The organism is Mesorhizobium sp. M1E.F.Ca.ET.041.01.1.1, from assembly GCF_003997355.1.
Taxonomy (GTDB): domain Bacteria; phylum Pseudomonadota; class Alphaproteobacteria; order Rhizobiales; family Rhizobiaceae; genus Mesorhizobium.
Genome location: NZ_RZSL01000412.1, coordinates 1 through 5619, shown reverse-complemented (window position 1 = coordinate 5619; position 5619 = coordinate 1). Strand labels below are relative to the sequence as shown.

8 protein-coding genes and 1 pseudogene are annotated in these 5619 nt (G+C 62.9%); 4 read left to right on the top strand and 5 right to left on the bottom strand.

Annotated elements, in window-relative coordinates; all coding sequences use genetic code 11:
- Window positions 1–259: 259 nt before the first annotated feature.
- The 4 genes from clpS to EOA38_RS26270 form a co-directional block, all read right to left on the bottom strand.
- On the bottom strand, window positions 260–565 hold the full coding sequence (gene clpS, locus EOA38_RS26285; RefSeq protein WP_126092342.1) for an ATP-dependent Clp protease adapter ClpS: 306 nt from the start codon (window positions 563–565) through the stop codon (window positions 260–262).
- 187 nt (window positions 566–752) lie between these two features.
- On the bottom strand, window positions 753–1094 hold the full coding sequence (locus EOA38_RS26280; RefSeq protein ID WP_189350550.1) for a hypothetical protein: 342 nt from the start codon (window positions 1092–1094) through the stop codon (window positions 753–755).
- A gap of 151 nt (window positions 1095–1245) precedes the next feature.
- Entirely contained in the window at window positions 1246–1485 is a 240-nt protein-coding gene (locus tag EOA38_RS26275; protein ID WP_126092341.1) for a hypothetical protein, read from the bottom strand.
- 40 nt (window positions 1486–1525) lie between these two features.
- On the bottom strand, window positions 1526–1828 hold the full coding sequence (locus EOA38_RS26270; RefSeq protein ID WP_126092340.1) for a hypothetical protein: 303 nt from the start codon (window positions 1826–1828) through the stop codon (window positions 1526–1528).
- Window positions 1829–2065: 237 nt separating this feature from the next.
- On the opposite strand from EOA38_RS26270, the gene EOA38_RS26265 reads away from it, so the two are divergent.
- The 3 genes from EOA38_RS26265 (at window position 2066) to EOA38_RS26255 (ending at window position 4764) form a co-directional block, all read left to right on the top strand.
- Window positions 2066–2782 carry a response regulator transcription factor gene (locus tag EOA38_RS26265; protein ID WP_126092339.1) on the top strand — a complete coding sequence of 239 codons (717 nt, stop codon included), beginning with the start codon at window positions 2066–2068 and terminating at the stop codon, window positions 2780–2782.
- Entirely contained in the window at window positions 2779–4188 is a 1410-nt protein-coding gene (locus tag EOA38_RS26260) for an ATP-binding protein (protein ID WP_126092338.1), read from the top strand. The genes EOA38_RS26265 and EOA38_RS26260 overlap by 4 nt, the downstream gene beginning before the upstream one ends.
- Before the next feature lie 207 nt (window positions 4189–4395).
- Window positions 4396–4764 carry a YciI family protein gene (locus EOA38_RS26255; RefSeq protein WP_126092337.1) on the top strand — a complete coding sequence of 123 codons (369 nt, stop codon included), beginning with the start codon at window positions 4396–4398 and terminating at the stop codon, window positions 4762–4764.
- A 19-nt stretch (window positions 4765–4783) separates the two neighbouring features.
- Here EOA38_RS26255 and EOA38_RS26250 read toward each other — a convergent pair whose 3' ends face one another.
- Window positions 4784–5008, bottom strand: a complete 225-nt coding sequence (locus tag EOA38_RS26250) for a hypothetical protein (protein ID WP_126092336.1) — start codon at window positions 5006–5008, stop codon at window positions 4784–4786.
- A gap of 173 nt (window positions 5009–5181) precedes the next feature.
- Between EOA38_RS26250 and EOA38_RS26245 the strand changes: the two are divergent.
- Window positions 5182–5619: pseudogene (locus tag EOA38_RS26245) on the top strand (adenylate cyclase); the annotation flags it as partial.

The window sequence follows — 5619 nt, the reverse complement described above, 5'->3', positions numbered from 1 at the left end:
CATCAGAAAATAGAAACCATCGACCTCAATGCCCTCGCCCGATAGCATGCAAAACTGTTCGCGATGTCTTCGCACACCTGTTCGCGATGTCCCCGGTCCAAACACCCTTGTGGGAGAAGGTGGATCGGCGCGCAGCGCCGAGACGGTTGAGGGGTGCTGGAAGGAATGAGACGTTGGCGTTCCCTGGAGCACCCCTCATCCGGCCGAGCTTCGCTCGGCCACCTTCTCCCACAAGGGGAGAAGGGAAAAGGGTGCCGCCCTACTCTTCCGGTTCGGTCGTGAACAGCAGCGGATAGCCCTTGGCCTTGCCGGCATCGGTTGCTCGCGTGGCCTTGGTTTCGGCGACGTCGCGCGTGAAGACGGCGACCACGCAGACGCCGCGCGTGTGCGCCGTGATCATCACCCGATGCGCCTGATCCTCGCTGAGCTTGAACTCACCCTTCAGCACTGTCACCACGAACTCGCGCGGTGTGAAGTCGTCATTGACCAGGATGACCTTGTAGAGCTTTGGCCGCTCGGTTTTCAGCTGCGTCTTGGTACGGGGTTTGAGGACAGTTTCAGGCATTGGAATCCGCCGGTTGTGAACTCAGCAATTCCAGGAAAAGTGCTCAGCGGTTTTCCGTCCGGAATTGCGCGAAAATAGCTGTGATTGTTGCTTCCACTTTAGTCATGCAGGGAAGCATTCGCCCATTTGCCCGCCGTAGCGGCGCGGGCAAGCATCCGACCTTATGTGGGAAAGCACTGTTTGCGGTTCAACGGCCCTGCCGGCCGATCGTGCGGCGCATCGTTTTATCGAACCTGCCGGAGCCGCCATCGTCCATGTCGGAACCACGCTCCATGAACGCGGTGACTATCCAGGCGGCGAAGCCGACCAGCGTTGCGCCGGTGAGCACGATCAGGATCCAGCTCTGTGCCGGCGTGATGTAGTCGAAGCTCGACGAGATTACCGGCGCGAAAAGCTCCGGCTCGGTCCTGCCGCTGGCGGGATCCGGCACCGGGCTGGCTGTGAAGATGATAAGCGCTCTTGCCGCCGCGGTGGCAACCAGGCCGCCGAGCGTCAGCGAACGCATCAGGGACGAAAACCGCTTCCTCATGCGGATTGTCCTACGACACCGGCATTGCGATCGGGTTAAGGATCAAGCTTTCGCGGCGGAAGCTGCCGGGGGTGTCGGCTTCGGTCGCCAGAAACCGCCCCAGCCGAAACCGGCTGGAGCGGTTTTGTAAGGTAAGGTGCCGAGACCCGGATCAGGTCTTCGGAGCATCCTTCTTGTCGGTCTTCTTGACGACCTTCTTCTTCGAAGCCTTCTTGTGCTTCTTCGCGGCGACTTTCTTCACGGGCGGCTTTGCCGTGCTGTCAGCCGGAGCGGTGGTCGTGGTCGAAGCAGCCGGAGCAGCGGTCGTCGTGGCGGCGGCGTTGCCGAGAGACGGCATCGCGAAGGCGAGAGCGACGGCGAGACCGGTGGCGGAGAGAATGGACTTCTTCATGGCTTCATTTCCTTTTCATGCGGGTCGAGGAAGGTGAGCGTCACTGAACCGGGTCGATCGGTGTCACTCCAAGCAGCTTCAAAGCATTTGCGAGCATCCGGATGCCCTGTGCCTGTTTCTTGGCGGCGCAGAACCGGTTTCCCTTTCTTTGAAGTGCCTTCGCCGCGGTGACCTGCGTTGCCGCGGCATGGGTTTCGAGGGCTTCGTCAACTTGACGGCTGAGGTTGGTGCAGCGCTCGGCCCGGGTCAGCGACGTCACCTTTGCGTTGGAGGCTCCGACCGCGGCTGTGATGAGCGACATGCTGAGCAAAGCACCCATCAAGCTGATCCAGAACCTCTGCATTGGTCTTGCCCGTTACTCCGGAAACTTGCGTCGCAGCCGATGACCTGACCGCCACGACACCGGTTATGCCCTTGAAATTTTTCACGAGTTTTTCCCAACTGTAGAATTTTGTTTCTGAATTGTTTCTGGGGAAGCCAGCTCTTCCCAAATCGTCGCCGCTGGCCAACATGTGGCCCGAATTCTATCGTGTGGGTGATCACCGAAGGACGGCTTGACTACAGCAATCGCGGGGTTCTCGTGAAATCCGACGCGCACATACTGATCGTCGATGACGACAAGGGCATACGGGACCTGCTTCAGGAATTCTTCCAGAAGCGGGGACTGCGCACGACGGTGGCCGCCGACGGCGCCGAGATGGAGGCGATCCTGCGCCGCGTGCAGGTCGACCTCATCGTGCTGGACGTGATGCTGCCGGGAAAAAGCGGGCTGGAGCTTTGCCGCGAGATCCGCGCCAATTACACCACACCGATCATCATGCTGACCGCGGTGACCGAGACGACGGACCGCGTCGTCGGCCTCGAGATGGGCGCGGATGACTATGTGCCGAAACCCTTCGATCCGCGCGAGTTGCTCGCCCGCATCCGCGCTGTTCTGAGGCGCAACGGCACCGCCGAGCCGCGCCGGCCCGCCGCCAAGCAGATCTACCGGTTCGCCGGCTGGACCATGGATTGCTCGCGCCGCCGCCTGACGGCGCCCGACGACGTGCGGGTGGAGCTGACGATGGCCGAGTTCAATCTGCTGCAGACCTTCGTCAAGAGCGCGCAGCGCGTGCTCACCCGCGAACAGCTCATCGAGCTTTCGGGTGGCGACACCGGCTACAGCTTCGACCGCAGCGTCGATATCCTGGTGAGCCGCCTGCGCCGCAAGATGGAAGACGACCCGAAGACGCCGAAGCTGATTCTGACCGTGCGCAGCGGCGGCTATCAGTTTCTGCCCGAAACGACCTCCGAATGAGACGCTTCCTGCCGCAAACCCTGCCGGTCTGGGTGCTGCTCATCGTCATCGCCAGCCTGATGATCAGCCAGGTCGCGACGCTCTATATCGTGGCGCGCGACCGCGCTGCCGCCAACGATGTGGTTGATCTCTACCGGCTGAACGACCGCGCCTATTCGCTGGTGCAGCTGATGCATGACGCCACGCCCGAGGAGCGCAAGGCGACCGCATCCGGCCTGTTCAATGCCACCTATGCGCTGACCGTTTCGGACACTCCTGCCGTCACCTCCTCGATTGCCGGCGACGACCAGCTTGCCGAGCTGGAGGACATTCTGGTCGGCCGCCTGTCCAAGTTCGGCATCACCGACGCGCGCGTGCGGCGCGATCCGGCAACGCAGGAAGCCGATGTCCCGGACGGCCAGGTGATGAACAGGGATGTCGGCCAGGTCGAGCGCGATCTTCTGGTGCTGGCCGCGGACTTTGCGCAGAGCGACAAGCTGACGGCGTCGCTGCGCTTTTCCGACGGCCAATGGCTGAACTTCACCGAGCCGATCACGCCGGCGGGGCCGATCCTGAGTTGGGACAGCCTGCCGCTCTATTCGCTGATAGCGGGATTGATCGTGGTCATGTCGATCTGGTCGCTGCGCCGGCTGACGGCGCCTTACCGCATGATGGAGACCGCGGTGAACCGCATCGGCAACGACCTGAAAAGCCCGCCGATCGCCGAGAGCGGCAGCCGCGAGATCCGTGCCGCGGCGAAAGCGGTCAACGCCATGCAGATGCGCCTGCGCGACTATGTCGAGGACCGCGAACACCTGGCGGCAGCACTTGCGCATGATCTGCGCACGCCGCTGACCAGGATGCGGCTGCGTCTCGAGTTGCTGCGCAAATCAGCCGCTCGCGAAGCCCTTGCGCATGACCTCGCCGACATCGAAAGCATCGCCAGTTCGGTGATCGACTTCGCCAAATTCGAGGTCACGGAGGAAAAGGCCGAGCGGATCGATTTCTGGTCGCTGGTGGAATCCGTCGCCGACATGTTCGAGGATGCTTCCTTCGACGAAGACGCCACACCTTCGCGCGGCCTGATCTGCATCGCGCGGCCGGTGGCGCTGCGCCGCTGCATCACCAATCTCGTCCAGAACGCGGTCACCTATGGCAAGAAGGCGCATATCGGCGTGCGACGGTCGGGTGATACGATTTTGCTCACCATCCGCGACGAGGGGCCGGGCATCCCGCAGGCAAAGCTGGATCAGGTGTTCGCTTCCTTCGTGCGCCTCGAACAGTCGCGCAACCGCGAGACCGGCGGCCTGGGTCTCGGCCTCACCATAGCCCGCAACATCGCTCGCGGCGCCGGCGGCGAGATCAGCCTTTCCAACCATCCCGCCGGTGGCCTGCTGACGGAGCTGTGCCTGCCGCTGGCAGCTTGAGTCAGGAGGCGTTTTCCCGACTGCCGTCGGGACTGGATCGGCCTCGCCATCCTTGTGATAGTGCGGCCGCTCTCTACAGCGCCGCGCGTCCTCTTGCGCAAAGGACGCTGCAGCACTTCAATTTGGTGGATGATCCTTTCCGAACCGAAGGTCAGCAAAGCAAAAATCGATTCCGATTTTCGGGGTCATGCACGAGGAAACCGCTCCATGTTCTATGCGATCCTTGCCTATCACGTCGAAGAGACCGTCCAGTCCTGGACGCCCGACGAGGATGCAGCCCTCATGAAAGACCTGCTCGAGATCAACGACAGGCTGACGCGCGCCGGCAAGCTGGGGCCGGCGGCAAGGCTGGGCGAGACCGCTAAAGCGGTCACGCTGCGCGGTCCGGGCGACGGCATGGTGATCGACGGTCCCTTTACCGAGACAAAGGAGCAGTTGCTCGGCCTCTATGTGCTGGATTGCGCGGACCAGGACGAGGCGATCGCGGCGGCGCGCGATCTCAAGCGCGTCAATCCCACCGCGGTCTACGAGATACGGCCGATCGCCCTTTATCTACCCGGCGCGCCGCTGGCCTGATTCCAGGAAAAGTGACGGTTCACCGCAGCGGGCGGCGGCCGCGAGCCGCGACATCGGCGGGAGCTTCATCGGCCGGATACCCGAAATCCTTCAGTTCCGACATCGACAAGCCGGCCAAAGCCCTGCGCTGCATGGCATCCTGGTACCGGCGCCGGAGCCCGACGAAGATCGTCGCGATATTGGCCGCGAGCGTGCCGGCACGGCGGGTGGTCGGCTGGAAGGTCCTGAGGCTGATGTAGGTCATTGTCATTCTCCCTCGTTCGAACTCACGAGGGCAATGTCCCACCGGCGCGCTTTGCCAATGTTCATCCAAGCGTGAAACCGTAGGAAAAACCGCGCTAAATCGTCGTTAAGTCGGTGGCGGGACGTGATATTCTGCCCATGGCTTTTTTCACGGGGGCAGGAGTGCGCATCCGATTGCTTGGCGGCATCGAGGTTGTCTTCGCAGGCGGGCAACCTCTGCACTTCGCGACGCGCAAGACGTCGCTGCTCTTTGCCGCGCTCGTTCTGGCCGGGCCCAAGGGCCTTCGCCGCGAGAGGGTGGCGGCGATGCTGTGGGCCGGCAGCGGCGAGCAGCAGGCGCGAAACAGCCTGCGCCAGGCTCTGGTCGACATCAGGCGGCTGTTTCCGTCCACCGGCGACGAAGCCATTCGCATCGAAGGCAGTGCCGACACCATCTGGCTGGCGGCGAATGCCGACGAGGCCGACATCTGGATTTTCGACCGGAACTGTCAGGCCGATGAAGGCACAAGCCTCGCGGCAGCGGCCGACCTCTATCGGGGCGACCTGCTCGACGGGCTGTCGTTCGCAGGCGAGATCGACGAGTGGCTCGCGCCGCTTCGGGCCAACTACGCC